At 59.6% G+C, this 25,781-nt stretch carries 22 protein-coding genes; 8 read left to right on the top strand and 14 right to left on the bottom strand.

What is annotated here, in order from left to right; all coding sequences use genetic code 11:
* Positions 1-7: 7 nt before the first annotated feature.
* The 3 genes from K328_RS0101660 to K328_RS22115 are packed head-to-tail and all read right to left on the bottom strand — an operon-like array spanning position 8 to position 4,561.
* Positions 8-3,214: a chemotaxis protein CheA gene (locus K328_RS0101660; RefSeq protein ID WP_028464474.1), complete on the bottom strand. Its 3,207-nt coding sequence runs from the start codon at positions 3,212-3,214 to the stop codon at positions 8-10.
* A 4-nt stretch (positions 3,215-3,218) separates the two neighbouring features.
* Positions 3,219-4,139: a chemotaxis protein CheW gene (locus K328_RS0101655; protein WP_028464473.1), complete on the bottom strand. Its 921-nt coding sequence runs from the start codon at positions 4,137-4,139 to the stop codon at positions 3,219-3,221.
* Complete coding sequence (locus K328_RS22115; RefSeq protein ID WP_036553042.1) at positions 4,136-4,561, bottom strand: response regulator; 426 nt, start codon at positions 4,559-4,561, stop codon at positions 4,136-4,138. Before K328_RS22115 ends, K328_RS0101655 begins: the two co-directional genes overlap by 4 nt.
* A 295-nt stretch (positions 4,562-4,856) precedes the next feature.
* Between K328_RS22115 and K328_RS0101645 the strand changes: the two genes are divergently transcribed.
* Positions 4,857-5,561, top strand: coding sequence for a DUF7666 domain-containing protein (locus K328_RS0101645; protein ID WP_028464472.1), 705 nt, complete (start codon positions 4,857-4,859; stop codon positions 5,559-5,561).
* A 14-nt stretch (positions 5,562-5,575) separates the two neighbouring features.
* Here the strand turns inward: K328_RS0101645 and K328_RS0101640 are convergent, their stop codons facing one another.
* From K328_RS0101640 to K328_RS0101600, 9 genes are all read right to left on the bottom strand, one after another.
* Positions 5,576-7,246 carry a hypothetical protein gene (locus K328_RS0101640; RefSeq protein WP_028464471.1) on the bottom strand — a complete coding sequence of 557 codons (1,671 nt, stop codon included), beginning with the start codon at positions 7,244-7,246 and terminating at the stop codon, positions 5,576-5,578.
* A 341-nt stretch (positions 7,247-7,587) separates the two neighbouring features.
* Positions 7,588-8,574, bottom strand: coding sequence for an ABC transporter ATP-binding protein (locus K328_RS0101635; RefSeq protein ID WP_036553040.1), 987 nt, complete (start codon positions 8,572-8,574; stop codon positions 7,588-7,590).
* The gene (locus tag K328_RS0101630; RefSeq protein ID WP_028464469.1) at positions 8,571-9,581 is read right to left on the bottom strand and encodes an ABC transporter ATP-binding protein; all 1,011 of its coding nucleotides are present in this window, start codon (positions 9,579-9,581) and stop codon (positions 8,571-8,573) included. The genes K328_RS0101635 and K328_RS0101630 overlap by 4 nt, the downstream gene beginning before the upstream one ends.
* Positions 9,578-10,774: an ABC transporter permease gene (locus K328_RS0101625; protein ID WP_036553036.1), complete on the bottom strand. Its 1,197-nt coding sequence runs from the start codon at positions 10,772-10,774 to the stop codon at positions 9,578-9,580. The genes K328_RS0101630 and K328_RS0101625 overlap by 4 nt, the downstream gene beginning before the upstream one ends.
* A 4-nt stretch (positions 10,775-10,778) precedes the next feature.
* Complete coding sequence (locus K328_RS0101620) at positions 10,779-11,789, bottom strand: ABC transporter permease (protein ID WP_028464467.1); 1,011 nt, start codon at positions 11,787-11,789, stop codon at positions 10,779-10,781.
* 106 nt (positions 11,790-11,895) lie between these two features.
* Positions 11,896-13,944, bottom strand: a complete 2,049-nt coding sequence (locus K328_RS0101615) for an ABC transporter substrate-binding protein (protein ID WP_028464466.1) — start codon at positions 13,942-13,944, stop codon at positions 11,896-11,898.
* A 448-nt stretch (positions 13,945-14,392) separates the two neighbouring features.
* Entirely contained in the window at positions 14,393-16,984 is a 2,592-nt protein-coding gene (locus tag K328_RS25480) for a response regulator (RefSeq protein WP_051284294.1), read from the bottom strand.
* A 171-nt stretch (positions 16,985-17,155) separates the two neighbouring features.
* Positions 17,156-17,641: a bacterioferritin gene (locus tag K328_RS0101605; protein ID WP_028464465.1), complete on the bottom strand. Its 486-nt coding sequence runs from the start codon at positions 17,639-17,641 to the stop codon at positions 17,156-17,158.
* A gap of 123 nt (positions 17,642-17,764) precedes the next feature.
* On the bottom strand, positions 17,765-18,376 hold the full coding sequence (locus K328_RS0101600; protein WP_028464464.1) for an HD domain-containing protein: 612 nt from the start codon (positions 18,374-18,376) through the stop codon (positions 17,765-17,767).
* 188 nt (positions 18,377-18,564) lie between these two features.
* Between K328_RS0101600 and K328_RS0101595 the strand changes: the two genes are divergently transcribed.
* On the top strand, positions 18,565-19,431 hold the full coding sequence (locus tag K328_RS0101595; protein ID WP_028464463.1) for a 5'-nucleotidase, lipoprotein e(P4) family: 867 nt from the start codon (positions 18,565-18,567) through the stop codon (positions 19,429-19,431).
* A gap of 22 nt (positions 19,432-19,453) precedes the next feature.
* Here the strand turns inward: K328_RS0101595 and K328_RS26550 are convergent, their stop codons facing one another.
* Entirely contained in the window at positions 19,454-19,597 is a 144-nt protein-coding gene (locus tag K328_RS26550; protein WP_156901144.1) for a hypothetical protein, read from the bottom strand.
* Here K328_RS26550 and K328_RS0101585 point away from each other — a divergent pair.
* From K328_RS0101585 to K328_RS22095, 4 genes are read left to right on the top strand one after another with little or no spacing between them, the layout of a single operon-like run.
* The gene (locus K328_RS0101585; protein WP_028464462.1) at positions 19,596-20,267 is read left to right on the top strand and encodes a haloacid dehalogenase type II; all 672 of its coding nucleotides are present in this window, start codon (positions 19,596-19,598) and stop codon (positions 20,265-20,267) included. The genes K328_RS26550 and K328_RS0101585 overlap by 2 nt on opposite strands.
* Before the next feature lie 12 nt (positions 20,268-20,279).
* Positions 20,280-20,951, top strand: a complete 672-nt coding sequence (locus tag K328_RS22105; protein ID WP_036553033.1) for a GntR family transcriptional regulator — start codon at positions 20,280-20,282, stop codon at positions 20,949-20,951.
* Between the two features lie 25 nt (positions 20,952-20,976).
* Positions 20,977-21,804, top strand: a complete 828-nt coding sequence (locus K328_RS22100; protein ID WP_051284292.1) for a GNAT family N-acetyltransferase — start codon at positions 20,977-20,979, stop codon at positions 21,802-21,804.
* A gap of 15 nt (positions 21,805-21,819) precedes the next feature.
* A complete protein-coding gene (locus tag K328_RS22095) occupies positions 21,820-22,995 on the top strand; it encodes an NAD(P)/FAD-dependent oxidoreductase (RefSeq protein ID WP_051284290.1) in 1,176 nt (391 codons plus the stop codon).
* Between the two features lie 44 nt (positions 22,996-23,039).
* Here K328_RS22095 and K328_RS0101565 read toward each other — a convergent pair whose 3' ends face one another.
* Positions 23,040-23,699, bottom strand: coding sequence for a PAS domain-containing protein (locus K328_RS0101565; protein ID WP_028464461.1), 660 nt, complete (start codon positions 23,697-23,699; stop codon positions 23,040-23,042).
* Positions 23,700-23,915: 216 nt separating this feature from the next.
* Here K328_RS0101565 and K328_RS0101560 point away from each other — a divergent pair, with 216 nt between their 5' ends.
* Both K328_RS0101560 and K328_RS22090 read left to right on the top strand, forming a co-directional pair.
* Positions 23,916-24,506: a TetR/AcrR family transcriptional regulator gene (locus tag K328_RS0101560; protein ID WP_028464460.1), complete on the top strand. Its 591-nt coding sequence runs from the start codon at positions 23,916-23,918 to the stop codon at positions 24,504-24,506.
* Between the two features lie 95 nt (positions 24,507-24,601).
* Positions 24,602-25,780: an efflux RND transporter periplasmic adaptor subunit gene (locus tag K328_RS22090; protein WP_036553031.1), complete on the top strand. Its 1,179-nt coding sequence runs from the start codon at positions 24,602-24,604 to the stop codon at positions 25,778-25,780.
* Position 25,781 lies beyond the last annotated feature (1 nt).

The raw sequence follows: 25,781 nt of genomic DNA, 5'->3' as shown, positions 1-25,781 counted from the left end.
GCTGCGCCTAGGCCCCCGCTATCGCAATCAGGGTTTCCGGATCGAGCACCAGCAACGGCTGGCCCTCGCCCATAACCGTGGCGCCTGCCAGAACATCCACCGCGTTCAAAGCCGGATGCAGTTCCTTCATGAAGACTTCCTGACGCCGCTTGACCCGGGCAACCGCGACACCGACACGGCGCTGCGGCGTACCAATGATCACCACCGGGAATGCGGTCTGGTTTGCCGCAGCTTCGGGTGTTTCCCAGCCCAGCATGGTTTCGATCGCGCGCACCGGCAGGAAACCATCGCGGTGCTGAATGCCGGCAAACTCGCCAACCTCCTGGATCTGGCTGCGGGCGACCTCGATGACTTCGACGATTGAGCGCTCTGGCAAACCGAGATCCCGCTCGCCATCGGTCACCACAACAATCCGCTGCAGAGCGGCCGAGACCGGGAAGCTCAGATAGAATTTGGTGCCCTCGCCCTCGACGCTGTCGATATCGATTGAACCACCAAGCCGCCGGATCGTGGTCAGCACCACATCCATGCCAACCCCGCGGCCCGATGTTTCCGTGATGGCCGACGCTGTCGAGAAACCGGGCGCGAAGATCAGGCGCTGGATTTCCCGCTCGGACATCCGTGCGGCATCCTGATCCGAGAGCAGATTGCGCTCCATGGCCTTCGACTTGATCCGGGACGTGTTCAGGCCACGTCCGTCATCGGCAATCATGATCTGCGCGACATTGCCGTTCTGTGTCGCCCGCAGCGTCAGGATCGCTTTCTCGGGCTTTCCTAGGTTCTGCCTTTCTTCCGGAGTCTCAATCCCGTGATCCATCGCATTGCGGATCATGTGGACCAGCGGCTCCATCAAGGCATCCACCATCGATTTGTCGATCTGGATGTCACCATCCTCGATATCGAGGTCGACTTGTTTTCCGAGGCTGCGCGCAAGATCCCGCACCAGACGCGGCATGCGTCCGAGCACGATGCTGATCGGCACCACGCGCAGCTGCAGTGTTACGGAATGCAGCATCCGGAGCGTGGTTTCCGCCTTCGCGATCTGGCTGGCGAGAATTTTACCCGCGTCATCGATGTGACTGGCTGCGAAGCGCAACCGCTCCGCCTTGCGTGCGCCGGTCTGTTTTGCCAGGGAACGCAGCTCCGCGATCGTGCTGGCAAAACCGGCTTCCGATGCGCCCTGCTCGATCCGGGAAATGCAGAGCCGCAGCTCGGCGACTGTATCGAGATAATTGTCCACCAGTTCAGACGACACCCGGAGCGAACTACCGCCCCCACCACGGTTGGGCGCAGCGGCGTCCGACCGCTCGGCCGGAACCTTCGTGTCGGATGCAACCGGCTCCAGGGCCGAGGATGACGGTGGCGGCGGAACCGGCGCTGCCTGCGGCGGCGTCATCGGTGCAGCAGGCCGGGGCGGCGCTGCTTGCTGTACGGCGGCAGGTTTCGGCGCACTGTCGCCGTCAACCGTCCAGTCGTCCCCGATATGCATGACGCCTGATTGTGCATCAGCAGACGGAGCAGCGGGAGCAGGTTGTGCCTGCGCGGGTTGGGCCGGAGCCGGCTGTTGGGGTGTTGCCACTGCGCTCTGCACATCATTGCTTGCCAGAATTTGCCACGACTGCAATGCGGCGCGCGCGCCGTCGATCGCCTGCACGGCGGCCATCATCGGATCGGCAGGCCCGATAACGCCGACAAGGAACTGGTAGAGGTCCGGATGGGTATCCACCAGGACCCGGTTCGACATCACCTTTTCCTGATAAATCCGCCCCATGATCTGCTGTGTGGAGGCCGGACCGTCCGGCAGCATGGCCTGGATCTCGACCAGGTTGGCATTCGGCTGCTTCAGGAAGTCCGCAATCTGCTGGCGCGCATCCGGCGACAGGCTGTTGAAGACCTCGTCACCGAGAGATGTCCGCAGCTCCGCCACTGCCGCTTCGGCATTGGTCAGCAACAGGGCCATCTGGTCCCGGAGCCGGTCGTAGGTGCCACGCAACATATCGAGCGAGGCAACATTCAGCCCTTCGATCCCGATTACCTGGCTCTCGCGGCGGATCTCCTCGACCACCGCCAGGGCGCCTGAACGGTCGCGCCAGTCCGGCTCCGCGGTCAACTCGCTGGACAACCTAGCCAAAGCCGAAATCCGCTGCACGCCGAGAGCACGGGCGAGAATGCCGACCAGCTCCCAGTCCTTCGATGTTCCGCCACCCGCCGATAGCCGATCGACCACTTCGCGCGCCTCACGGGAGATATGAGGCGACATTGAATCGTCCACATCCTCCATCGAGAGACCGGAGTTGGCGAGTTCCGACAACAGCCGCAACCGATGCACAAAGATACAAAGCCCGCGGGTCAGCTCCGTCTTGTCGAGCGGATCTGAATCCCGGAGCAGGTCCACGATATCGCTCAGGACATCCGAAATGCCGAGATAGCCGACTTCGTTTGCCACTTCACGGATCGCAAGCACCGAACCGGATATGGCCTGTGTGTCGAGCGATTCCAGTGTCGGATTTTCCAACGCCTCGGCAAGCTGTCCGAGTTCGCTCCTCACCACCTCGTCAAACGGCCCTACCGTTTCCGGCTGAAACTCAGGCTCGGACGGATCTGCCGGTGCCTGGGAGACCTGCATCGACATCTGCCGCGCGGCACCAGTGTCGCTGGTCTCGGCTGGCGCGTGCTGGACCGGAGGAGGAGGCGGTGGAGGCGCAGGGGCAGCCTGAGGCGGAGGAGCGGGTGCTGTTGGGGCGGCTGGAGCCGGGGCCGGTTGTTGCGGAGCGGCCTGCGGCGCAGGCGCGGCAACCGCGCCGCCACTTTTCAGTTGTGCCTTGGCTGCGGTCAGTTGCGCCACCAGTTGCATGTCGGCCGGCGCATCGCTGGTGTTCGCTATACTCTGTTCACGCAAGGCAACAAGCGTATCGGCGGTCTGCAACAGAAGTTCGCGCGTCGCCTCGTCCGGCCGGGCTTCCCCGTTCCGGAACATGTCGAGCAGATCCTCGGCGTGATGCGCGACAAGCTCGATGCCGGTAAGGCCGAGCGAAGCGGAAACACCCTTGAGGGAGTGCATGGCGCGGAACAGCGCGCTCATGGTCTCCCCGTTCTCGAGATCGGCCGCACTGCCGGAAAGGATATCCTCGATCTGACCGAGATAGTCCTCGCTCTCCTGTTCGAAGAGTTCCCACATCGCGCCGCCGGCGCCGTCGTCGTCAAAACCGCTCATGCGCCTATCCCCTGCCGTCGCCGGAGCGGACAAAGTCCGGCACCATCGAGGCAATCAGTGCCGGCACGTCGATCACCTCGTGGAACGCACCCTTGTGGGATATGACCCGTGCCTGAGTGTCGTCATCGGACGGCCGCACAGGGCTCTCGTCAACAACGATACCCAGTACCGTCTCCGTAGCGATCGACCATTTTTGACCGTAATAATTCACGATAATATGGATGGTCTGCTCCTCGAATCCACCGCGAGACAGACGTAGAACAGGCATCACCGTGCCGCTGACCTCAATGACGGAATCGAGTTTCACACCGGGCCGCTTGGGCAGCGGCGTTGTCTCCACCTCATCAAGCGCCCTCTCAACCAGACTGGAATCGACAGCATAGAGATGGTCACGGATCGTCAGCGCCATGTAACGCTGGCGCGGCCGTTCGACGACCTTTTCCTGCTCGTCGGCAAGCTTCATGGCGCGCTGATCCGAGATCAGCGGCAGGGCACTTTGCGCGTTGAACCAGCGGTCAGGATCGACGGCCTGGACCAGATTTCCGTCATCGTCGAGATAGGCATGCTGCGGCTGGTCGCTCGCCACCAGCCCCTTGGTTGGATGAGCCGGATCGAAATTCCGGATCCCGATGATCTTCTGGACCGCGAGTCCGATCACTGCATGGCCGCGTTGCAGCACAATACACATCGGCAGCTCGGTCTCGGGCTCCTTCGAGCCGGCACGAACGACCACCAACGGTATAGGCTCCTTCCGGAGCACCATGACGCCGATATACTCGTCCGGCTCGCCCTCGATCGGTTCCATATTCTCGATCTCGACGACTTCACGGACACCCGAGAGCCTTACGCCATAGCGGCGGCCGTCAGACTGAAACAGCAGAACAGGGATCTTGTGGGTCTCGAGGACACTTTCCACGGCACTCATGCCAACGCCTCCCCGGCCGCAGCGTCAGGAAGCATCAGCCGGTTGATCGTATCGATCAGCAGGCTTCCCCCGCTCGCGTCAACGTCACGGCTGACGGAGCCGGAGGGTTTGCCGATTACAGCGTCGGCACCGACCAGTCTGGCCTCCACAGCCTTTGGCGATGCCGGGTGGGTAAGCGACGACAGGACAATGACTTTTGCAGGAGAAAGAATCCGCAGGCGACGCAAGCATTCGATCCCGTTCATCACCGGCATTTCGATATCAAGGGTGACCACGTCCGGGTTCAACTCCCTGGCGAGGTCGACACCCTCTCGGCCGTTTTCGGCTTCCCCGACGACTTCGAATCCCTCTGCCCGATCAAGAATGGTCTTGATCGTCAGGCGGACCAGACGTGAGTCATCGACAATCAGAACCTTAGGCATGCGGAAACCATTTGCCAGGGGTGGAAACTATCTTCGAATCAAGGGGTTCATGGTTCCATATCAGCATGGCTTTGCCTACCGGCAAATTACCGGAAAACCAACTGCGAGGACGAATATTTCGCATCCCGCGACGGCCGGACATGCTGCGTCGGCGGCGCGGTTCCATTCCCTTGTCTCCCATAATGCGCGAGCACTTTGGATTTGTTGAAAGCAACGCGGCATCAAGCGCTTGCCCTGCGCCGAAGGCTATAGGACGATAGGCACGAACCATGACACGCAGCGCGATGGACATGACATGACGGAACAGAATGTTACCCCGAGCGGAACCCAGAACGGTTCTGGTGAACTGCTGGCCTGGCACTTTGTGGACGAAGCGCTGCGCGACGGCCGCCCCGTGCCGGCGGACGGCGAGAAACTGGCGCACGATGCGGCGCCCTCTCTTTGCGTTTCCGGCCTGCACGCCTCGGAACGCATCCTCGATGCCCTGAAATACGCCCCCGGAAACACGATCTGCCGGGTCGAGTGCGAGGATCTCGCGACGCGGCAGGACGACAAGCTGGTCTGCGCGACGCGCACCGTGCTGTGGCGCGTCGACGGAGAGGACCTGCTCAGGGAATTCGCCCGTAAGGTCGCACTCGACGTTGCCGATCTCTGGGATATCCCGAACGGTGTCCGCAAATATCTTGAAACCGGAAACGAAAACTTCCGTGTCGCCGCCAGGGCCGAAGCCCGGGATCTGTCCCGCGCTTATGCCCGGGATGACAATGTTCCCGCCGCGGCTGCGGCCGAAGCCGCGCGTGCTGCCGCTGCCCGCACGCATGCCGCCCGGGCGACCGGACTTGCCGCGGCCTGGGCCGCGAACCGGGCGCGTGATGATGCCGAAACCTGGGAGCGTTACAATGCGCTTCTGGAAAGTCTCGTCGAGACGGCCCGAACTGCCGAGGACAGCGACGACGAGTGGGGCGATTTCGCCGACGAACTCGAAATGGATATGGGCTGACACGTGGCGATCAATCACCCGAAGAAGCCGCATCGATGCAGTTGCTCGTGGAACTTCCGCAGGGTGTTCGCCTGATCCTTGGGATCGGGAATTTGAGAGACCAGATCCGCCTCGAAATTCGGCCGTTTCAGATGATTGACGATGATTTCCCGGGCAAGATTTGACGCCTTTCCCTTCGGCAGCATTTCCGGCTGCACCATGCTCACCAGCATGAATGCGCGGACATGGAGCGGCCGGTCAGACTTGTCGATCTTGTCGAGAATTTTACCGTCCACGATATAGGTCGCGAGCAATTCGTCGATACGCGAGGTGAGCTGCTCTTTTCGATTATCCGGCAAAGCGGACTTGTTGATCTGGTTAAAGATCGACGTGATCTTCGCCATTTTCTTGTTCGGTGGCAGTTTTTCCCGCACAAGATGATTGACCGAGGGCGAACCGACAAGCAGTGCGTCGAGATGATTATCAATCTCCGCACCGAGCACTTCCGCCCCGAGCTTGCTTTCCAGCAACGATAACAGATATCCGGCTTTGCGCCCCGGATCAGCCAGTGTCGGCAAGACGGACGCCGCCGCCTCTTTCATGCCTTTCTGACCGCCCTTGTTGATGATCGTCGACTGGCGGGCGGTTACCGCCTCCGCCATGTCCGGGCCGCCGACGATGTTGATGTCAGGGATCAGCTTGTCCAGCAAACCGTGGAACACCTCGCGTTCCTCTTCCCGGTCCCCCTTGGAGAGAGGACTCAACCCCTCGAGCTGGCGCCGGACACGGTCCACCAGAACAGCCTTGCTCTCGGGAAGTTTGCCTGAGCCGATCAGCCTGTTGAGCTGGATGTTCGTATAGCCGGGATGCTCGATTGTCAGATCTTCCGGCTCTTCGCCGATCGGCTCGCCATTCGCGAAACAGATCATCGTGATCAGCGCGCTGGCAAGATCGCGCTGATGCCCCAGCATGTCGCGCAACACATCGGCATTGTGAAGGATATCGGAAATGTAGATATCCAGCGCCGCTATCGTCGCCGGATCCTCGGCGATCACAGCCCAATCGACAGCCTGCCCCAGCTTGCCGACAAAACTGCGGTTCTCGACGAGCTCCGTCGCCAGCGCCGACCTGATCAGGTAGTCGAGTTCTTCCGGCGCGGCAGAGGCTTTCAGCTCGGCAACGCCCTCATTGAGCCCGACATCCCGGATACGCGGCATCGGACGCTGCAGGGTCTTTTGTGCCAGGTGATTGATCTGGTCGACATAGGCAAACAAGGTATCGCGGCGTTCGTTCGCGTTCGTGTCTTCCAGCTTCGCAGCCTGGAACGTCGCAACTTTCGCCACGGCCGAGAAAAGCAGTGTGCCATCATCCAGCAGGCGCTTCATCTCACGCGCCGAATGCATGGCTTCGGTTGCCGTCAGATTATGTTTGTCGAGATATGCCCGGAACAAGCGGTTGATCGTCGTCCGGCCGTCCGTCGCATAGAAGTCCTCAAGCGTGTAGCAGACCGGCGCATCGTCGATATTCTGGATGAAGACCTTTTCATCCCCCTTCGGCTTGATTCTCTCGAAGAGGATGTCTTCAGGGTTCAGACTGTTGACAGGTTTGCCAGTATCGGAAACGACGCGAACGCCCTCAATCCCGGCCTGGGAGAGGATCTTCATCGCTTCGGCCTGAGCACCATCCTTGGATGTCTCGGTGGCCATAATCGACCACGATCCATCACGGAGCGTCAGTATCTCGAATACTTTATTTGAACTGCCAAACACGTGTGTACCCGCACTTACTTTCTGTCTTCAGCCGGCCATTGAAGCGATTTTCTTTCGCAAGATTGGCCGATATTAGCGCGAATTTATTGCTAATAGAATTTTAACAGTCTTGTGCTTCAACTCAAGTGCGAATGCGACCGAACTGAAGTAACGGAATAAAATGCAATTCCTGTGCCTGTTCGCACAACATTCAAAATTTCGATAAATCTCAGTCGATAACGGCCGTACTCAGCCTTTTTGCCTCATACCCTCGTATTCTTGAGAGCCTGACGGCGGGGCTATTCCGCGAAGTGACAGGCAACTTTATGCCCGGTCGAAAGTTCACGCCAAGCCGGTATCTCAGCCGCACAACGCTCGACTGCGATCGGGCACCGCGTGTGGAAACGGCATCCGGAAGGCTTGTTCAGCGGGGAAGGAATTTCCCCCTCCAGCTTCTGCGCCGTGCCCCGATCGTCCGGGTCGAGTGACGGGATCGCAGAGAGCAGGGCTTTCGTATAGGGATGCTTCGGCACGGTGAACAGCTCACGGCTCGGCGCCATTTCGACAATCGCCCCCAGATACATCACCGCCACATAGTCGCAAGTGTGGGCCACAACACTGAGATCGTGGCTGATGAAGAGAAAGGTGATGTCCATATCCTTCTGCAGTGACTTCAGAAGGTTAAGGATATCCGCCTGAATGGACACGTCGAGCGCCGCAACACTCTCGTCGGCGACGAGGAACTTAGGCTCGCAGACAAGCGCCCGTGCGATCGAAATCCGCTGACGCTGACCGCCCGAGAAGGCATGCGGGAAACGCCGCAGATGCTCCAGGTTCAGTCTGCATTTCGCGGCGATTTCGCGGACACGCTCATCCGTTTCCGCCCGCGACTTGGTGAGCTTCATTACTTCCAGCGGCTCGGCAATAATGTCGCGCACCGTCATGCGCGGGCTGAGCGCCGCATAAGGGTCCTGGAAAATAAGCTGGGCGCGGCGGCGGTATTCCTTCAGCTCGGCCTTGCTCATCATCCCGATGTCGAAATCGACATCCTCGTCACGATAACGCACCTCGCCAGCCGATATCGGCGCCGCCTTCAAAATCGCCCGCCCGAGCGTGGTCTTGCCGGAGCCGCTTTCACCAACCAGGCCGAAGAAAGAGCCGCGGGGAATCTCTAGCGACACCTCGTCCACAGCCTTCAGCACACTACCGCCACCAAGCAGGCCTTTTCCTACCCCGAAATGAACGGAGAGATGATTCACCCAGACATGGCTGTCCTGACCACTCACGATACGGCCTCCAAGACGGGCTCTACAGCGACGCAGGCAGCCCGGTGGCTCGCCGATACACTCACCTCCCCGGGCCGGGCCGTATCGCAGGTCCCCGGGATGAATTTCGGGCATCTAGTGTGAAACACACAGCCGCCCGGACGCTCGAGCGGACTCGGAATATCGCCGGGTACAGGTGTCAGCGGCTCATCCAGATGATCCAGCTTGGGCAGAGCGTTGAGCAGGCCCTGTGTATAGGGGTGGGCCGGCGTGCGGATCACTTCCCGCACACTGCCGGTTTCCATCACCCGGCCGAGATACATCACCGCCACCCGGTCCGCCGTTTGCGCGATCACACCCAGATCATGGGTGATGAAGAGGATGGCCATGCCGAACTCTCCAATCAGGTCCTTCATCAGATCGATAACCTGGGCCTGGATGGTCACGTCCAGCGCCGTGGTCGGCTCGTCCGCGATCAGCAGCTTCGGTTTGGTCGAGAGCGCCATGGCGATCATCGCCCGCTGCCGCATGCCGCCGGAAAACTCGAACGCGTATTGATCGATCCGCTTGGAGGCATCGGAAATTCCGACCCGGTCCAGCATCTCGATCGAAAGCTCACGCGCTTCCTTCTTGTTCATCGAACTGTGCAGCAACAGTTGCTCGACCATCTGATCGCCGATGGAAATGGCTGGCGCAAAGCTCGCCATCGGCTCCTGGAAAATCATGGAGATCGCACCGCCGCGCACAATCTTCAGATCCTTTGCCTTCTGCAGAGACAGGATATCGATCGGGCCGTCATCCAGGTTGAGCGTGATACTGCTCTCCGGGCCATAGACCGTGTTGCCGGCATTCAGCTTCATCAGCGCCTTCGCGGTCACGGACTTGCCGGAGCCGCTCTCGCCAACCAGACCAAGGACTTCACCGGCGGCAATATCGAAGGAGACATTGTCGACCGTGGTGATCAGACCTTCATCGGTCTTGAACTGCACCGTCAGATTGCGGACGGAAAGAAGGGGTGCCGCCATCATTTATGATCCGAATAAGGGTCGGCCGCATCGCGCAGCCCGTCGCCGACAAAGACGAAGGCCAGCACCATGCCGACGAAGAAAATAACCGGGATGAAGTACCACTGGTAATTCAGCAGCACATCCGCGCTGGTAACGCTCTGCAGCAGCACGCCGAGTGAATTGACCGGCTCCTTCAGGCCGAGCCCGATGAAGCTGAGCGCTGTCTCGGACAGCACCATGTAGGGGAACGAAATCACCAGATCGACGATGATGTAGCTGGTGAAGCTGGGCAGCAGATGGCGCCGGATAACATGGGTGGGGGAGGCGCCGCACATCTTCGCGGCCAGCACATATTCCTGGTTCCGCTCGGTCAACAGATGCGTCCGCACACGCCGCGCCAGCGTCGGCCAGCCGATGAAGCCGAGAATGATGGAGATGAAGAAGAACCGCGCTTCCGAGCTCCATTCGTCCGGAACGAACGCGGCCAATGCCATGAAAAGCGGGATAGCCGGCACAGTCCGGATCGCGTCCGTGAACATCTGCAGCACGCCGTCGACCCAGCCGCCGAAATAGCCGGACGCTCCACCGATCACCAACGCCAGCACGAAACTGATGAAGACGCCGATGGTGCCAACGGCAAGCGAGGTATAGATCGCGTGCAGGGTGCGGGAAAAGATGTCCTTGCCGGCATGGTCCGTACCGAAGAGATGGATGCCGCCCTTGTCCACACCGAACAGGTGCGTGGTCATGCGGAACCCCGGGATCGCGATATCCAGCGCCTCGCCCGGCAGGTTCAGCTCGAAGCTGAACAGACGGTATTCCCAGCCGGTCGGAAACAGCTCGACATAGCGACGTTGTTCCGTGTTGATTTCCGTCACCCAGCGGAAGTTCGTCTTGATTGACCGGGTACGTTCCAGCGTGTGCAGGAAGGGCCGCGCGGAGCAGCCGTTGTGATCGCAGAACATCGGGATCTGCGGCGCGCCGTTCTGATATTCCTTGTCCCGGCCCGCGATGGTTGGGTCATAGGGGGACAGGAACGGCGCGAAGAAGCCCATGAGGATTATGCCGATCAGCACCGTGCCGGCGATCATGGCCGCCTTGTTCTTCTTGAAACGCGCCCAGACGAGTTGCATCTGGCTGGCCGTGAAATAGGCTTCCTTGGATTTCTGGTCCGCGCTTTTGATCGGCGCGCCCATGGCTGTTTGATCGACCATCGCCCTAGCCTCCCATCACGCTTTTGCGGACCCGCGGATCAATCAGCGAGAGCAGGATATCGGTCATGAAATTGAGCGATACGATGGCGGCGGTCAGCATGAAGATAATCGCTCCCGCGAGCTGCTGATCGTTCGACCGGGCCAACCCCTCCAGCAGCAGGGATCCCGCCTCGGACAGGGTCAGGATTACCGCCACGATCGGCAGCTCATTGAAGACCCGGTTCAAATCGAAACCGAGAGAATTGATAATCGGGCCCAATGCATGGCGGGCCGGATAGCGCCAGAGAAGCTTGCCGCCGGTGACCCCGCGCGCCCGCGCCGCCGTGACATAGAGCTTGCCGTATTCGTCAGACATCAGCGCTCGCACCGTCTGCAGAGCGAAGGCCGTGGCGGACCAGCCGAGAATGAAGATCGGCAGCCAGGCGTGCGACAGAAAATCGATCACCCGGTCATAGGACCAGGGCGCATCGCGGAATTCCTTTGAGAACATCCCAGTCAGGGTGTCGCCGAAGACCATCGTGGAAAACAGCATGATCATCAGTGCCAGCAGGAAATTCGGCAGCGCGAGGCCAAGATAGGAGACCAGACGCAAGCTGTTGTTCAGCCCCGGGCTCGACACCGTTGCCGATATGATACCGACGGGCAATGCGATCAGGTAGGCGACCAGAAGGGCTGTGAAGCAGATTCCGAGAGAGATCCAGATCTTATCGCCCAGAAGCTGGTTGATATTGACGCGCAGAATGCAGCTGTCACCGAAGTCGCCGCGCAGGAACACATTGCCGACCCAACCGGCCCAACGCTGAATATAGGGCTTGTCGAGGCCGAGACGCTGCTCTTCAGCCCGGATATTCTCGATGCTGATCTGCTCGCCCTGGGTGTTCTTGAAAGCGAGATACCGTTCCGCACAGTTCCCCGGCACCATCTCCATCAGTGTGAAGACAATAAAAGAAACCAGCAGCAGCGTGAACACGGCCATGGCCGCGCGCGTGCAGGCAAATTGTATGAATCGCAGCATATCCCGCCCCCGTCGGTCTTAGATCGACCGATCTATTCAGGTCATCGATCTAAAACCGACGCGGCGGGACCAGAGCAAATGCCCCGGCCCCGCCGCGCGGCGATCATCAGCCTTCGTCAGCAAGGAACCATTGCTGCGGACGATAGGGATAGGTCCGGTAATACTCGTAGGACCAGGTCTTGAACTCCGGGAAGTTCTTCAGCGCATTCCGATGGTAGATCGGGTTCGGCGCCTGCACCGTGCCAAGGAAGAGCAGGTTCTCGGTCATGTTCTTCACAAGACGCTGTCCGATCTCGGCAGATTCTTTCGTTCCCACCGGAGCGGACTGGAAGGCATCAATGTCAGCCAGCATCTGATCAACATATGCCGGCGGCTTGACACCCTTCGTGCCCTTGCTGTCGACATATTCGGCCCAGAGCATGCCTGTGCGGCCACCGAAATAATTCTCGAACGGCGGCTGGAACAGCTCGGAATTGCCGAGCACGATGGCAAGCGGCTGGCCTTTCTGCCACATCAGCACATCAAGCTGGTTGGAGGACTGGGCCGAACGATATTCGTCCGGGGTCACTTCCTTCACCGTCGCCTTGACGCCGACATTGGTCCACTGCTGCGCGACCAGCTCAGCGAGCTGAGCCGGCATGCCCTGCGTTGCAAACTGCAGGTTCAGCACCAGCGGAGCGCCATTCGGCAGATCGCGGGTACCGTCACCGTCCTTGTCCACTACGCCGATCTCATCCAGCAGCTTATTGGCCAGAGCGGGATCAAACTGGGCGTAATGTTTTTCCCATTTCGGATCGACAAAATCCGGGGTCGGCGAAAAGGCGACATACTGTTTCGGCTGACCGAGATCGAAGAAGGCGACTTCGTTGATCTCTGCCCGGTTCATCGCTACCGACATGGCCTGGCGGAATTTCAGGTTGCCGAAAACCTTGCGCTTCTCTTCATCCGCCGAGGTGACGTTGAAGGCGAAGACCGGCATGGCGATGGTCGGCTTCAAGTCGACCGTGTAGCCGCCCTTTTCCTGATTCTCCAGCATGAGCGGCGCCGACGGAAGCTGCATGGACTGCGACTTGTAGTCGATCTCGCCGTTCACAGCTTTCAGGATGCGCACTTCGTTCTCGTTGATGTGCACTTCGTCGATTTCGTTGATGTAGGGGAGCTGGTTGCCCGCCGTGTCGACCATATGGAAATACGGGTTCGCCACCAGGTGACGGCCCTCGGTCGTTTCAGCCACAACGATGTGGGATTCCAGCGTCGGGTAGACGCCCTTCGGCATTTTCGGCGCTTTCGCCGGGTCCGACAGCATGATCGACGGCGTGTCGGTCCAGTCGGAGTTACCGTAATAGGCGGAAATTACCGCGTAGCCGTTCTCGAAGCCCAGTTCCTTCGCCTTCTTGTCCGCATCCGGGTTGTATTTCGGGTGGAACGTCCCGAAGAAATGCTTCGGCATGAAGGGCTGGGAATAGTGCGTCGCGAAGTGAGCAAGCAGGCCCGGCTTCGGCGCCGGCAGGTTGAACACCACGGTCTGCGGGTCCGGCGTTTCCACCGTCATCCGCTCACCGGCGACCAACACGTAGTCCTTCGGCTTTTTGATGATGTTCTCGTCGAACACCATGTCGTCGTACCAGAACTTGATGTCTTCGGACGTAAACGGCGCACCGTCGGACCATTTGTGGCCTTTGCGCAGTGTCATGGTCAGCTTCGTGAAGTCGCTGTTCCATGCCCAGCTCTTGGCCACATTCGGCACGATCGTCGCAAGATCGTCGCTGTAGCGCACGAGGCTGACGTGGCGGACGGAAAGCAGATCGGACGTACCTGCTTCCGGCGCGTTCGACAGGCCGTCGAGAACGCCTCCATAGGTGCCAATCTCGGCGTAGGGCACGACCACCAGCGGCTCTGCCGGGAGGCGTTCCGCGAGTGGCGGCAATGCACCGTTGCCCTGGATCTTGCCGTTCAGGTCCGCCGATTTCGGGTTTCCGGTAAAGGACAGCGTGCAGCCAGCCGCAGCCTGAAACTCAGCCAGTTCATACTGTTGCGGAAAGGCTCCCGCCTTCACGCCTTTCATGTCGGCCATGGTCATCGGCGGGCAATCGGCCAGTGCCGACCCCGCGAAGGCACAGGCTGCCACGCCAGCTAGAAGAAGTGTTTTACGCATGAAGTCCCCCAATGAGTTTGCATGCCGGGTTTCTCCACCCATCACCCGGACTGACCGACGCTATTCCGCGCCTGTTAATATTGCAATGCAGTACGATGACGTTTTTATGACAGTCGCGCCAGCATGAATTGTTGTCAATCTGAGTGCCTCGCACGCTCATAGGTAATTCTTTGACACGATTTGGCTGAATTTCAGTGTGCAGCGCAGCATTCACTTTCAAGCGAGAAACAGCCGCAGAGGCGAATATCGCAAGGTGAGGAACTGCCCGCGAGCGTCATCCGCTCAACGTGCTCGTATTGGATGGTGCCGTAGATGTTCGAGAAATCAGATATCAAACGCAATGAACTCTCAGGCGAATGCGAGAGTGCGAGAGAACTCCTGTCCGCACTGGATCAGCAGAGAGAGGCACCGGATATCTCAGCATCGAATTTGGGCTGGCTGTTTTTTTTCAGGAGCGGACTTTTGACGCGGCGGCCACGAAGCGGTTGATCGTGGAGATCAATTCCGCCGCCTCGAACGGTTTGCCTATATGGGCGTTCATTCCGGCATCAAGGCAGCGCTCGCGTTCCTCGGCCAGCGCGTGGGCCGTCATGGCGATGACAGGCAGATCCGCAAATCCCAGTTCCTCGCGGATCTTCCGGGTGGCCGTCAGTCCGTCCATTTCCGGCATCTCGATATCCATGAGCACAGCCGTGTAGCGGTCTGCACCCTCCCGCGTCAGGATCTCGAGAACCTGCACGCCGTTCTCGGCCACATCCACCGTCATGCCGGCATTCTCCAGCACACCTACGGCAACCATCCGGTTTAGCTCGACATCTTCGGCTAACAGCAGATGAATGTTCTCAGCAGCAGCAGTCGGATCCTGGTTTGCGGCCCGACGGCGGGGGGCTACAGAGCGATGACCGGAACCTGCCTCGAAGAAGGCCATCATCGTGTCGATCAAAAAGGAGGTGTTGATCGGCTTGCACACACAATGCTCGATCCCGAGTGCTCCGAGTTCACCGGCAATCCCCTGCATATCTTCGGCGGATACCATGACGATGACCGGCATCGACGTCTCGCCACTCTCCGCCTGAATTTGTCTGATGGATTCGAGCCCGTCAGTGTCCGGCATCCGCCAATCCATGAGGACAACCGCGTAAGGTGACCGAATCCGGGCCTTGTGATACAGCGCGGCCGCTTCGTGCCCGGACGCCGCCACATCGACCTTGAAACGGAGACTTGTAAGCGCCTCGCTCAGAGTCTCGCGGACGGTCTCGTTGTCATCGACGACAAGAACCCGGGTCGCTCGCGGGTCGATCCCTTCAAAGGTCCGTCGCGGCGAGGCACCAGCGACGGGTTCAAAGGGCACTCGGAAATGGAAACGACTGCCTTCTCCAAGCGTGCTTTCCAAGCCTATACTTCCCCTCATGGCATCGACCAACTGGCGCGAAATTGTAAGACCGAGACCCGTTCCGCCGTGGGTCCGGGTGGTCGACTGATCCGCCTGGGTAAACGGCTTGAAAAGACGTTCCATCTGATCTTCGTTCATGCCGATCCCAGTGTCGCGTACGGAGAAGACCAGCCATTCCTGCCCATCTTCGGTCACGCGTGCGACATCCACGATAATCTCGCCATTCTCGGTGAATTTGGCAGCATTTCCAGCAAGATTGATCAGGATCTGTCCAAGCCGCAACGGGTCCCCGCGCAGCGCGGACGGGATATTACGGTCGACAGTTACAATGAGTTCGTTCGCATTTTCCTCGATCTTGGTGCTCACAACCGTCACCAGATTTTCAAGTACGTCGTCAATGTCGAACTCTATGGATTCGATTTGCAGCTTTCCTGCCTCAATCTTGGAGAAATCCAAAACATCGTTGATCAGACCAAGCAAGGAACGTCCGGCCGTAGCGATCCGAGAAAGATGGCCGCGCTGATGCTCTGAAAGATCGGTCTTGAGGACGAGGTCTGTCAGACCAATGACGGCATTCAGCGGCGTACGGATCTCATGACTCATCGAGGCGAGGAATTGGGCTTTCGTCTTCTCACCGGCCTCGGCCGCTGCGCGAAGGGCCGTCTGTTCCTCGGCGAGATTGGCCAGCTCTGCATTCGAGTCCCGCAGGCGGTCAAGGACCCGCGCCTGTTCACGATCAAGGGCAAGAATTTTCCATAGGCTCAGTGCACCAGCGATCAGGACAAAAAGCAGGACAAAACCAGCGCTCCACCAGTTTTCCCTGTTCTCTGCATCCACCAGACCGGGCTCGACATATCCGACCAGCCGCCAAACCGATCCCGGAATGTTGACGCTGGCCCGTACTTCTTTGATCTCGGCCTCGCTCAACGTGATCTCGCGGTGCCCTGCGAGATCGTCCCGCGCCCCATCCGCGTTAATTTCAATCAGATTGTCCCGCTCGCGATGCACAAGCGCCAGATAGTGCCCGGGGCTTTGGTATGACCGGATCAGGGACTGCAGGACATGGGGATAGAAGCTGACAAAGAAAACGCCGTTCAACCGCTCGCCGCTTCGCCACGGCGCCATGATGTCGAAATGGTAATTGTTGGCCTGGGGATGGATGACAGCTTCATAACCTGCCTTGTGCGTATCGGCGGCAAGCGAGGCAACATATGACTGGATGTTTTCCTGGCACTGCCGGCCGACAAACCCTTCCAGATCGTCGATTAAATCGACGCCGTCACTGTCTGCAAGCGTAAACGTGAAATAGCTCGGGAACCAGCGCTGCAGGCTATCGTCGATCCGGGTCCGCAGCTCCTCGTCAGCAACATCCTCCGCGTAGGCGGCCAGCAGCGCCTGATTATCGAAAGCGTAGGCCTCTACAAGACGTTGACGCCCTGTGATGAACTGCTCAACGGCATTCGAAGCTTCCCGGACTTCGGACGTTATTATCTCGGTATGTCGATTTTCGTTCTCTGCATTCTGTAGAATGGCGAAATATATCGACGCGCCAGCGACAAGCAGTACCGCCCCCACGACAAGAGCAATCGTTGCCCGCGTTCCGCCTCTCCCACCGATGGCAAACGATTTACTCTCATTGTCTGCCATTTAATGCGGTTCCAGCCCAGAGTTTGATCATCCGCAACAGCACGGCTGCTGAGCAAGGCGTTGACGTCTGGTCAAACGCTCTACTCAGCAGATTTAAATGCAAGCGCAGAACTGTTCGAAATTCTAGAGAATTACTGCTAACCGATTATTAATAGCTGGCAAGACGGGAGGTTAGTCGTCCTCACCACCCGGAACGGACATATGCTTTGCGATGTAAGCGGGCTCGCCCATGCGGGCAATCAGGTTCAGCTGCAGGTCGAGCCAAGACATGTGGCCCTCTTCGTCCAGAGCAATTTTTTCGAACAGCACGCGGGAGCCTATATCGCCTTCTTCCGCCGCTTCACGAGCCGCTTCTGTGTAGAACTTGATCGCACCCTTTTCATCATCCAGATCGGCCTGGAACATGTCGTTCAGGGACTGAGCCCTTGACGGCGCCTTCTCGAACTTCAGTTCCGGATTGCCGTTCAGGAACAAAATCCGTTCGATAAACGCGTCCGAATGCCCGAGTTCCTCCTGCATTTCCTCACGCATCTGGGCGGCAAGCCGGTCGATGCCCCAATCTTCGAGGACATGCGCGTGAAGCTGATACTGGTGCGCAGCCGTCAGCTCCATGCCGAGCGCGGTTTGCAGGTTTTTCAGGGTTTTCTTGCTTGCCATGACGGCATATCCCTCCGGTTATGGGTGTGTTTCTGAAGGATGAATGCGCTACCTTGGAAATGGTTCCATCAGCACCTCACCCCGCGCACTGCAAATGGAGTGCGGCTGACATCTTGCCATAGGTCAGATTGTCGCTGGCAGCCCGATGACCTCACCTGCCCGCGTGACAGCCGGATCGTAAGCTTTACGCGCGAATACCGTCCTGACTTCGTCGGCAAAGGACTCAAGTGGATCGCTCTCATAGTCAGGGTCGAAACTCACCTGGTCCCAACGCTCACAGAAATCCGCGCAGGACTGGAAACACGGATTGTCTGCGAAACGGTCCCGCGCATTGCGGTCCCAGCCGTAATGGTGACCGAAATAGTAACTCTGGAAGATGCCGTGATGCTTGACCACCCAGGACACCTCCTCGCGCACGAAGGGACGTAGAATCTCGGCCGCCATCCGGTCATGGTTCTGCGGCGCCAGCCGGTCTCCGATATCGTGCAGCAGGGCAGCAACCACCCAGTCTATATCGGCACCGTCGCGACGGGCACGGGTGGCGGATTGCAGGCCATGTTCAAGCCGGGTGATCTTGTAGCCGGACAGCGTATCGTCCGCCTGCGCCGCAAGTTCGGCCAGCAACCGGTCGGCGGTACCGGCCCGGTAAGGCTCCTCCAGTCGTTCCAGAAGCACATAATCTTCTTTCGTGCCGTCCTTCATCTGGCTGAAGGAAACCGTGGCTCCATCCGTCATGGTCATCACCTCTCATGCCCTACGTGTTGCGAGTCTCTCGCCAATCCCATGCGTTGGCAAGCCACCACGCGAGGCCAAAACAGCCGCTCAAACGCACTAGCAAATTGTTACAAATTCGTGACAGCATATGCGCCATGCCGGGCTGGACCTACCCTTGCTCCGGCGACGGATAGCGAAAGGGTCAAACCATGCAACGCATTCTCAGAACCACCGCACTCGCCGGCTTCACCGCCGCCGCCCTATCTTTCGGCGCAGCCGGCGCCGCGAACGCGGAAGACATCAAGGGCCATGACGGCCTGAACGCCACCTACTGGGTGCAGAATTCCGTCGAATACAAAGCCAATGCCTATGCGCTTTATCAGCTCGCCATGCTGCGCCTTGATCAGGCACTTGCCGACAAGAGTTGGACCGCTGCTCTGGAGCAGACGGGCGATTACCAGTCCAAGCCGCCTGCCGTCATTCTCGATATTGACGAGACCGTACTCGACAATTCGCCCTATCAGGCCTGGATCGTCGAGAAAGACAAATATTACAGCTCCAAAACCTGGGCGCCGTTCGTCGAGAGCCAGACATCCCGCGTCATTCCGGGGTCCTTGGAATTCACCAAATACGCCAAGTCGAAAGGCGTGAAGGTAATCTACGTTTCAAACCGCAAGGCCCCTGGCGAGGACGCCACCCGCGCGAACCTGAAGAAGTTCGGCTATCCGGTCGACAAGGACACGGATGTGGTTCTGCTGCGCGGCGAGAAGGATGAGTGGAAATCCTCCAACAAGACCCCGCGCCGGGAGCATGTGGCCGCCAGCTACCGCGTGCTCCTGCAGCTCGGCGACAATCTCGGCGACTTCACCGATGAGAATGTAAAAGGCTCGCCGTCCGAACGTCTGGGTACCTATGAGAAACACCAGGCGATGTGGGGCAAGCAGTGGATCATGTTCGCAAACCCGACCTACGGGTCCTGGGAAGGCGCAGCAATCAACAACAACTGGAAAGCCTCCAGCTCCGAAAAGCGCGCCATGAAGCACGCCATCATGGATGAGTGGGAAGGTCCGAAGTAATCCACCGGATCACCTTCGAACGTTACGTCAGCAGCCCGGCTTCGCCCGGGCTGCTTTTGTTTTGAGGCTCGGCATTCTGTGAAAAAACAGGATTATAGGATTGTTGACAATCCAACGACACAGCATGACTATCCGGCACGACATCCGACACAACTGGACCGATCATGCCCTCCTCCGAGATCCGATTTATCTCCTTCGATTGCTACGGAACCCTGACCAACTTTCGTGTTGGCGAACTGACAAAGAATCGGCTGTCCGATATCGTTTCTCCGGCTTCCATGACCGGGTTCCTGGAAGATTTTACAGCCTACCGGTTCGACGAGGTACTCGGGGACTGGAAGCCTTACGCGGACGTTCTGCACCGGGCGCTGGAGCGCACCTGTCGCCGTTGGAACATCGCCTTCAGACCGGAAGATGCAGACGCCATCGTCGAGGCGGTCCCGACCTGGGGACCGCATGCCGACGTGCCGGCGCCGCTTGCCCGCGTCGCAAAGGAGATCCCGCTGGTGATCCTGTCCAACGCCGCCGATAGCCAGATCCAGTCCAATGTCGACCTGCTCGGCGCGCCGTTTCACGCGGTCCTGACCGCCGAGCAGGCCCGGGCCTACAAGCCCCGCCTGCGCGCGTTCGAATACATGTTCGACACACTTGGCTGCGGGCCGGAGCACATGATGCATGTCTCTTCCAGCCTGCGGTATGACCTGATGTCAGCCAACGATCTGCGGATTGGTCAGAGGGTCTTCGTCGAACGCGGCCACGGGCCGGGCAATCCGGCATATGGCTATCAGGCGATCCCGGATATCGGAGGCCTGCCCGGCCTCCTCGGTATCGCATAAGGACGTCCGCAGATGGCCACTCCGAACCCCATAGAAAGGGTCACTCTTCCCGTCCAGATCGCCAACCGGCTGCGCACCGATATTCTGGCGGGCCTCTATCCGGGTGGCGCCCAACTGCTGGAAGCCGAACTCGCCCTCACCTTCGGCGTAAGCCGAGGGCCGCTGCGGGAAGCCATGCAGCGGCTTGTGCAGGAAGGCTTGCTCCGCAGCGCCCCACACCGCGGGGTATTCGTCACAGAAGTCGACGAAGAGGACCTGCTCGATGTGTATTTCGTTCGGGAGGCTCTGGAAACAGCGGCGATCCGAAAAATCTGTTCGGAAGGCCGGCAAGCTGCGGTTGCCGATGCCCTGACGGCGATTGCGGAACGCATGGATCAAGCCCTCAGGAACGGAGACACGACGGCCGGAGGCGATCTCGATTTCGACTTCCACCGCTCCCTGGTCGACGCGGCGAAGAGCGAACGCCTTTCCCGCACATACGCCACAGTTCAGGCGGAAACCCGGCTTTGCCTCCATCGGCTGATGGGTGGCTATCGCAGCAGCAAGGACCTCGCCGAAGAACATTTCCGGCTGGCGGAGACAATCCGTTCCAAAAACATCAACGCGATCCTGTCAGAGCTGAGACAACATTTCGGTGATCCCGCCAGCCATCTCCGCAAAGCGAGCGGAACCGCACTCACTTAAAGCCCCCCCGAAGAAACGAAACGACATGTCCCTGATCTTTTCGCCCGTCTCTTCCGAAGACCTCGGAACCATTGCCGGTCTGGTTCAGGCCGTCTCATGGCCCCACCGTCCGGAAGACATAGATCTGATGATCCGACTCGGAGGCGGGCGTCTGGTGCGGGACATTAATCAGGGAAACACGCTCGGTGTCGGTCTCTGCTGGACCTTCGGGGACACTCTGGCACGGATCGGGCTGATCATCATCACGCCGGAAAGCCAGGGGCGGGGCATCGGCCGGAAACTGGTCACACGGCTGCTTGAAGACACCTCCCCGCACCCGGTCGTCCTGCTGGCGACGGACGCCGGACGGTCGCTCTATGAATCCCTTGGCTTCACGGCCTTCGATACATCCCGGCAGTATCAGGGGGGCTATCAGGGCGCGCCGACCGAAGACCCGCGCCTCCGACACGGCACAAACAGCGACCTATCAAACATAGTCGATCTCGACAAGTCGGCCTTCGGCGCCAAGCGCGGGCATGCCCTGGAAAGCCTCGCCACGGCGGGCGAGATTGCAGTGCTGGACGACGGTGGAGCGCTGACCGGATATGCGATTGCCCGGCCCTTCGGGCGAGGAACCACAATCGGCCCGATCGTGGCCGAAAACGAGGCCGATGCCATCACTCTGTTCCGCGCTCTCGCCCGCCCCGGATTTGTCCGCATCGACTGCCCGGGCGATGCCGCAACACTGATCGCGGACATGACCGGCTGCGGGCTTTCGGATGTCGGCGCATCCCCGGTCATGGCCCGCGGCGACTGGACAGCGCCGACCGGACCTCATCGGATCTTCGGCCTCGCCAGCCACGCGCTCGGTTAAGCGGGAAGAGAAAAGATGGACCGTATCATCATCGTTGGCCGGGGCATGATCGGCAGTGCCGCAGCCAGACACCTTTCGGGCATGACCGATGGCATCGTCCTGATCGGCCCGGACGAGCCAGCAGAATTTGCCGCCCATGACGGCGTTTTCGCCAGTCATTATGACGAAGGCAGGATGACCCGCATTTCGGACCCTGATCCGGACTGGGCGGTGACCTCGAAGAGATCCATCGAGCGCTATGCGGAAATTGAATCTGAAAGTGGCATCCCGTTCTTCACCAACTCCCGATATCTCGGCATTGGCGGCACCGATACCAGCTACCTCGATCGCGCAGAAGCGGCCGGCAGCGCCCTCGGCGCCGATCTGACGCGACTGGACGCACGGGGTATCAGGGCTCTCTATCCGTTTCTCGCCGTTCCAGACCATGTGGACGGATTGCATGAAAACCGGAATGCCGGGCACCTCAATCCGCGCGCGATGGTGAAAGCCCAGACAGAGGCCGCCCGAAAGCGCGGCACCACAATCGTCAAAGACCGTGTAGTGGCGATCCGCCCTGTCCCCGGCGGCGCTGAGGTCGAGCTGGCGGGCGGCTTCATCAGGCAAGCTGGGAAAGTGCTGATTGCGGCCGGAGGCTTCACCGACGCCTGCGCATTGTCGCCAGTGGATTTGAAACTGCGCGTCTTCGGACGGACTGTTCTGCTTTGCCGGATAGAAGGATCAGTTGCTCAAGAACTCTCAATCATGCCGACCCTCGGGCACGCGGAGACCGGCGCCTATATCCTGCCGCCCATCCGCTACCCGGACGGTCACGACTACCTGAAGATCGGCATCGGCACGACAGAGGACCCGGAGTTCAATTCTTTGGAGGAGCTGACCCGCTGGTTCAAGCAACCGGGGTCGAAAGCCAACCAGATACGGTTCAGGGCATTTCTTGAGAACCTGATCCCGGCGTTGGAAGAGTGCTGCCACTGGCACACGGCCACCTGCGCAGTCACCTGGACCGCGACCGGCCTTCCCTATATCGACCATGTGCTGGACGACCGGATTGCAGTCGCCGTCGGAGGTAACGGAAAAGGTGCCAAATCATGCGACGATTGGGGCTGGATTGCGGCGCATCTGATTGCCGGGGTCGAATGGGAGCATCCGGTCGATCGCACCCGGCTTCGGATACCGAGACACACCGCCTCCTGAACAATCTTGAGCTCTCACCCTCCCACAAGCGCCGCTAGAGACAGTCAACGGTTCCGGTAAATCAAGGAACTGGCGACATCCTTCGGATTGATATCTTTTCTCTGAGGCTCCACCGGGATGTTTCCCACCATGAAACCGACACAAGCTCCCCGCTCATCGGCATAGGGGAGGATCATGCGCCGCCAAGCTTTGGGCGCGAGCCAACTCGGCGACATGGATTCCGTATAGATCGGCCGCCCCGTGCGATAGACGGCGAGATAGCAGGCCCGGTAGAGCAGAGCGAGCGGCGTCCGCGTTTTCCGGCACATTTCTGAGAGTGTTTTCCCGGTCCAGTCATGCCCGGCATATTCGGCGACACCGGTACCGTAGACCCGGTATCGCGCGTCGAATCCCTCGTCCAGGACATCGAGCATCATGATGTTCCCGATTGCCTGCCGAAGCTCGAGTACGTCGATGTCCTTGCGTATCGGCAAGCGGCCTTCCGCCTCCCGGATCGCAGCCCAATACTTGAACAGGAACGCGAGTTTGGGTTCCGGTACAACCGTTTCGGCGGCGACAAACGTGATCTCGGCACGCAGATGATCGAATTCCGGCGTTCGCTCGCCATTGATAATGCGATTGGCCGTTGCCTCGATGGATTGCGGCATCGGTTCCGACCAATCTGGATCGATATCAGGACCAGTATTGCCGCTGATCGAAATCACCCTCGAAACTCCTTGTGTCTCCTCAGATGAGGTTCTAACCGTCCGGCGGCCACACCCCTACAAAAAACCGCCGCTCAAAGCTTTCGCCAAAATTGTTCGCTTATGCAGCATAATCTTACCATGCACCGCACAATTTTATTGCTCTGAAATCTTGACATCGTTCAAGCCGTGATTACTTTCCGACCAATCGGAAATAAATAGATTGCCCGCACGAGCATGGTTGGACGTCCCAGATCTATCGATCGCGAAGCTGTACTGGATGCAGCACAAGCCGTCGCGGCCCGCGACGGCGCCGGACAGCTGACGCTCGAATCAGTCGCTGCCGAGGCCGGTATCAGCAAGGCCAGCGTGCTCTACGACTACAAGACAAAACAAGCTCTGCTCAAAGCTCTGGTCGAGCGACGCATCGCCACGGAGAGCAACCGGATTGAAGGGATCGAGCAGCATCTGGGTCCGGTGCCCAATGTCGCGATCCGCGCCCGGTTGAGTTCGGAGTTGCAGGAGCTATCGGACGAGGACCGCAAAGTCGCGCTTGGCCTTTGCGCTGTCGTATCGCAAGACGCCGATTTGCGCCGGCCGGTGCAGGACATGTTCAGCCAGAGAATCGCACATCTGATGGAAACATCTGAGAAACCGCGTGGTCCACTCCTTGCCTTTCTCGCCGTTGAAGGCCTGAAATCACTGGAGTGGCTTGGCCTTTATAAATGGCCGAGCGAGGAGCGGAAACGTTTGCTTTCTGAGATTCGCTGGCTGGTCGACCAGGAGCCCGAAGAACGCGCGTGCGACGAAGTGACGGATTCGCCCTGAACCTCCGTTCTATAGCCCATCATCCCTTCGCCCATATAGATCCGCAGCGCACGCCCCCCATAGATCAAAGCCGGATCCATCCACAGGAGTTCGTCATGCCCTTTACCAAGACTATCCGGGCCTTGGCTTTCACTATCGCGGTCCTGCCGGTCCTGGCAGCTTGCGACGTTGATTTGACAGAGGAGAAACCGGTGACCGCGGCCCCGGCTCGTCCGCCCGTCGCTGTCAGTACCGTCACCGCCGCCGCCGAGGATATCCCGGTAGTGAACGAGCTTCCCGGACGGATTGCGCCGACAAATATTGCCGAGGTCCGCCCCCGGGTATCCGGGCTCGTTGTCAAACGCGTCTTCGAGCAGGGGACCATCGTCAATCAAGGCGACGTTCTGTACAAGATCGATCCGGCGCCGTTTGAAGTTCAGGTTCAGAGCGCGCGCGCAACCCTGAAGCGTGCGCTTGCGACGCAGGAACAAGCCAAGCGAACCGCAGACCGGCAGCAGGAGCTGCAGTCCCGTAAGGTTGCCAGCGCCCAGACCCGCGACGATGCCGTCGCCGCTCTCGCCAAGGCCGACGCGGATGTCGCGCTTGCCAGAGCAGGTCTCGCCGCGGCAGAGCTCGACCTTCACTACACAAACGTCAAGGCACCGATCTCCGGCCGGATCGGGCGCGCCCTGATCACCGAAGGCGCCCTCGTCGGAAACACCAGTACCGAAAGCCTCGCCGTGATCCGGCAGCTCGATCCCGTCTATGCCGACTTCACACAGTCGGCCAAGGAACTCCGGGAACTCCGCAAAGCCATGAATGGCGGCGAAGTATCGGTTTCAGCCGATGGCGCTGCTGCGGTCCATCTGCTTTACGACGATGGCGCTCCGTATCCGCAGAGCGGGCGCCTCTTGCTTCAGGAAAGCACTGTCGACTCGACGACCGGTCAGATTACTCTACGCGGTGAGTTCCCGAACCCGGATACAGCCCTTCTGCCCGGCATGTATGTACGGGTCCGGATCGAGCAAGGCATCCGTCACAACGCGATTGCAGTGCCCCAGCAGGCGATCCAGCGCGATACCGCAGGCAAGGCCCGGCTCTATGTCGTTGCGCCGGATGGCACCCTGGAGCTTCGACAGGTCGTCCTTGGCGAGGCCACCGGCAACCGGTGGGTCGTGGAAAGCGGCCTCGCCGTCGGTGAGCAGATTGTCGTCGAAGGTTTCCAGAAGATCCGCCCTGGCGCGAAAGTCACGCCGCAACCGTGGCAGCAAGCCGCTAATTCGAGCGCCCAGTAAG

It is taken from the genome of Nisaea denitrificans DSM 18348, assembly GCF_000426505.1.
GTDB lineage: Bacteria > Pseudomonadota > Alphaproteobacteria > Thalassobaculales > Thalassobaculaceae > Nisaea > Nisaea denitrificans.
This window is presented reverse-complemented; position numbering and strand designations above follow the sequence as displayed.

Bases quoted from the DNA above. Each gene is read 5' to 3' on its own strand.
- K328_RS0101645 (WP_028464472.1), top strand. From the start codon at position 4,857: ATGACGGAACAGAATGTTACCCCGAGCGGAACCCAGAACGGTTCTGGT.
- K328_RS22095 (WP_051284290.1), top strand. From the start codon at position 21,820: ATGGACCGTATCATCATCGTTGGCCGGGGCATGATCGGCAGTGCCGCA.
- K328_RS25480 (WP_051284294.1), bottom strand. From the start codon at position 16,984: ATGGCAGACAATGAGAGTAAATCGTTTGCCATCGGTGGGAGAGGCGGA.
- K328_RS22115 (WP_036553042.1), bottom strand. From the start codon at position 4,561: ATGCCTAAGGTTCTGATTGTCGATGACTCACGTCTGGTCCGCCTGACG.
- K328_RS0101605 (WP_028464465.1), bottom strand. From the start codon at position 17,641: ATGGCAAGCAAGAAAACCCTGAAAAACCTGCAAACCGCGCTCGGCATG.
- K328_RS22100 (WP_051284292.1), top strand. From the start codon at position 20,977: ATGTCCCTGATCTTTTCGCCCGTCTCTTCCGAAGACCTCGGAACCATT.
- K328_RS0101630 (WP_028464469.1), bottom strand. From the start codon at position 9,581: ATGATGGCGGCACCCCTTCTTTCCGTCCGCAATCTGACGGTGCAGTTC.
- K328_RS0101585 (WP_028464462.1), top strand. From the start codon at position 19,596: ATGCCCTCCTCCGAGATCCGATTTATCTCCTTCGATTGCTACGGAACC.
- K328_RS0101640 (WP_028464471.1), bottom strand. From the start codon at position 7,246: ATGGCCACCGAGACATCCAAGGATGGTGCTCAGGCCGAAGCGATGAAG.
- K328_RS0101560 (WP_028464460.1), top strand. From the start codon at position 23,916: ATGGTTGGACGTCCCAGATCTATCGATCGCGAAGCTGTACTGGATGCA.
- K328_RS22090 (WP_036553031.1), top strand. From the start codon at position 24,602: ATGCCCTTTACCAAGACTATCCGGGCCTTGGCTTTCACTATCGCGGTC.
- K328_RS0101615 (WP_028464466.1), bottom strand. From the start codon at position 13,944: ATGCGTAAAACACTTCTTCTAGCTGGCGTGGCAGCCTGTGCCTTCGCG.
- K328_RS0101655 (WP_028464473.1), bottom strand. From the start codon at position 4,139: ATGAGTGCCGTGGAAAGTGTCCTCGAGACCCACAAGATCCCTGTTCTG.
- K328_RS0101625 (WP_036553036.1), bottom strand. From the start codon at position 10,774: ATGGTCGATCAAACAGCCATGGGCGCGCCGATCAAAAGCGCGGACCAG.
- K328_RS26550 (WP_156901144.1), bottom strand. From the start codon at position 19,597: ATGATCGGTCCAGTTGTGTCGGATGTCGTGCCGGATAGTCATGCTGTG.
- K328_RS0101660 (WP_028464474.1), bottom strand. From the start codon at position 3,214: ATGAGCGGTTTTGACGACGACGGCGCCGGCGGCGCGATGTGGGAACTC.
- K328_RS0101600 (WP_028464464.1), bottom strand. From the start codon at position 18,376: ATGACGGATGGAGCCACGGTTTCCTTCAGCCAGATGAAGGACGGCACG.
- K328_RS22105 (WP_036553033.1), top strand. From the start codon at position 20,280: ATGGCCACTCCGAACCCCATAGAAAGGGTCACTCTTCCCGTCCAGATC.
- K328_RS0101620 (WP_028464467.1), bottom strand. From the start codon at position 11,789: ATGCTGCGATTCATACAATTTGCCTGCACGCGCGCGGCCATGGCCGTG.
- K328_RS0101595 (WP_028464463.1), top strand. From the start codon at position 18,565: ATGCAACGCATTCTCAGAACCACCGCACTCGCCGGCTTCACCGCCGCC.